The organism is Tanticharoenia sakaeratensis NBRC 103193, from assembly GCF_000963885.1.
Classification (GTDB): domain Bacteria; phylum Pseudomonadota; class Alphaproteobacteria; order Acetobacterales; family Acetobacteraceae; genus Tanticharoenia; species Tanticharoenia sakaeratensis.
Genome location: NZ_BALE01000049.1, coordinates 1 through 1,915 on the forward strand (window position 1 = coordinate 1; position 1,915 = coordinate 1,915).

General features: G+C 52.6%; 1 protein-coding gene. It reads right to left on the minus strand.

Features of this window, described 5'->3' with window-relative positions:
• Positions 1-172: 172 nt before the first annotated feature.
• Positions 173-1,543 (minus strand): hypothetical protein, encoded by a 1,371-nt coding sequence (locus B8446_RS14600; protein ID WP_048850885.1) that lies wholly within the window; start codon positions 1,541-1,543, stop codon positions 173-175.
• Between the last annotated feature and the right edge of the window lie 372 nt (positions 1,544-1,915).

Consider the following 1,915-nt stretch of genomic DNA (forward strand, 5'->3'; position numbering starts at 1 on the left):
CGGCATATAGCAACGCACAGACCCTAACTTAAATCCGTGGGCATTCCACGGGGCAGGGTCACAGTCTATCGCTGTACCGAATTGCATTCCAACGTCTCGTTCGGCCGGTCGCGTCCCGGTTCAGAGAAGCCAGAGCAACCTCAATGGTCTAAACAGAACGCATCCGGCTGTTTCACAGTGTCTGTCCACCACTTGAAATCTGAAGCCAATTAATTGGAGCAGGTCGAGCCGCGGAGCACCGCAACGTTGCCTGACGAAAGCCTTCAGACAAGAAAGCCACGAAAAACGACAAACTGCCTTCAACACCCTCCTGCCGAAGCGCCCTGCTTTCCCAGGTGCCGTCAACTCGATTCAGTTCAAGCACGAGATCAGCCGGCTGCGTACAGGCCACCCGGATCGTCGTAGCCCCATTCATGAGAGGCAACTGCAAAATCTGCCCTGACTTGAGCGACAGCGTAGTCGTGTCATAACGCGGCATGTCGGACACGAGACGTTGAGCTGCCGTGAGGTCGATATTAAGCTGGCGGGAGATGGCGTGTGCGTCGGCCGCGTTCCTCTCGGCGATCATTGCCCCTGCCGATCCACTCAACCCTTCCTGCGCGGCCTGAAATACCGCTGTCCGGTGATGGACATGCATCCAGACATGATCGACATGGAATAACCGTGCGTAAACCTCGAATTTGTTGATCCGGCGGGCACGTTCCAGCGCAATTCCGCGTTCGATCTTTTTGGGAGAATTCAGGCCGTTGTAACACTGCACGAAGTTGGAAATGACGAATTTTTCAGCGAATGGAATAACGGGGTGAACGAAAGCACGTCCTTTGTCTTCGTTCAGTTCGGATTCAAGATAGGCAGGCGCCCAATCATACTGCTCCATCGTGTCGCAGAATTCACTGAGTGGGGCACAGCGGAGCCCCGCCGTCACGATCTCGTGTGCCACGACAGCCTCACCGATCGGCCAGGTTCTCAGTGCCGAACTACGTTTTTGTGCAGCCATCTCGATACGGCGCAATGCAATCCGCATCGCAGCACGACGAGAAAAAAATGATATGCAGATCAACCCTTTATTAATCGGTGCGTCCAGATCGTAGTATCCGGCACATGCCGCGGTATGGGGCCAGGACGCGTTGGCAGTCTCATAGGGCTGATAAACCGCATCGATATCACGCGCCGCCATGGCAGCGAATATGTCATCGAGGTTATTCAGAACCGCCACGTCACTTTCGATCGGACAAATATAATCGTAATCCGGATGATTCAATATAAAAAGATTCTGATGATAGTCCCCGTTGTACCAGTGTCCGCCATACACTGAATCATTAGGCCCCCAGATCATGCCGATCTCTTCGGCAGACGCGAATGGCATGAAAATAACTTTTTCATGTTCCATTATATCCGGCGGTATATCGACCTGTCCGCGGGAGTTATCATACAGGATATATAGGTCCGATCTTGGAGACTGCGCCTTGCAGAGCTCGAAAAGACGACCGATCGTCTCGTTCCACATGTAAGCCTTGAAAAGTACAGCGGTCCGGGCAGTCATGGGTGTTTCCAGAAAGTTAAACTGGGATTAACGACAATATAACGTCAGCATAGCGATACGTATCAACCGTCTATTATGATAGCGCCTCCTGTTCGAAAGACAATCACGCAAGAGAACAAACCTCTTTTTTGTCGCATCCCTAGCGCAGGGACTTATTTACAATATATGGACTACCAAAAATACTCTCTGTAAAACCATTGCTTCATTTGGACTGCCTGCACTGATTGGTCCGGTTGCATAGTTAGCCGATGCGCCTTTCGGTTTCCAGCATGGGCGTGAGGGGCCGCGTAGCGACGCCGAGCGGCCATGCTGGAAACGCGATCGTCTCCGTGACCCTGCCCCGTGGAATGCCCTCGTTTTTGGGTAAGGTCT

Coding starts and splice junctions, on each gene's coding strand:
- B8446_RS14600 (WP_048850885.1), bottom strand. CDS start 1,543: ATGACTGCCCGGACCGCTGTACTTTTCAAGGCTTACATGTGGAACGAG.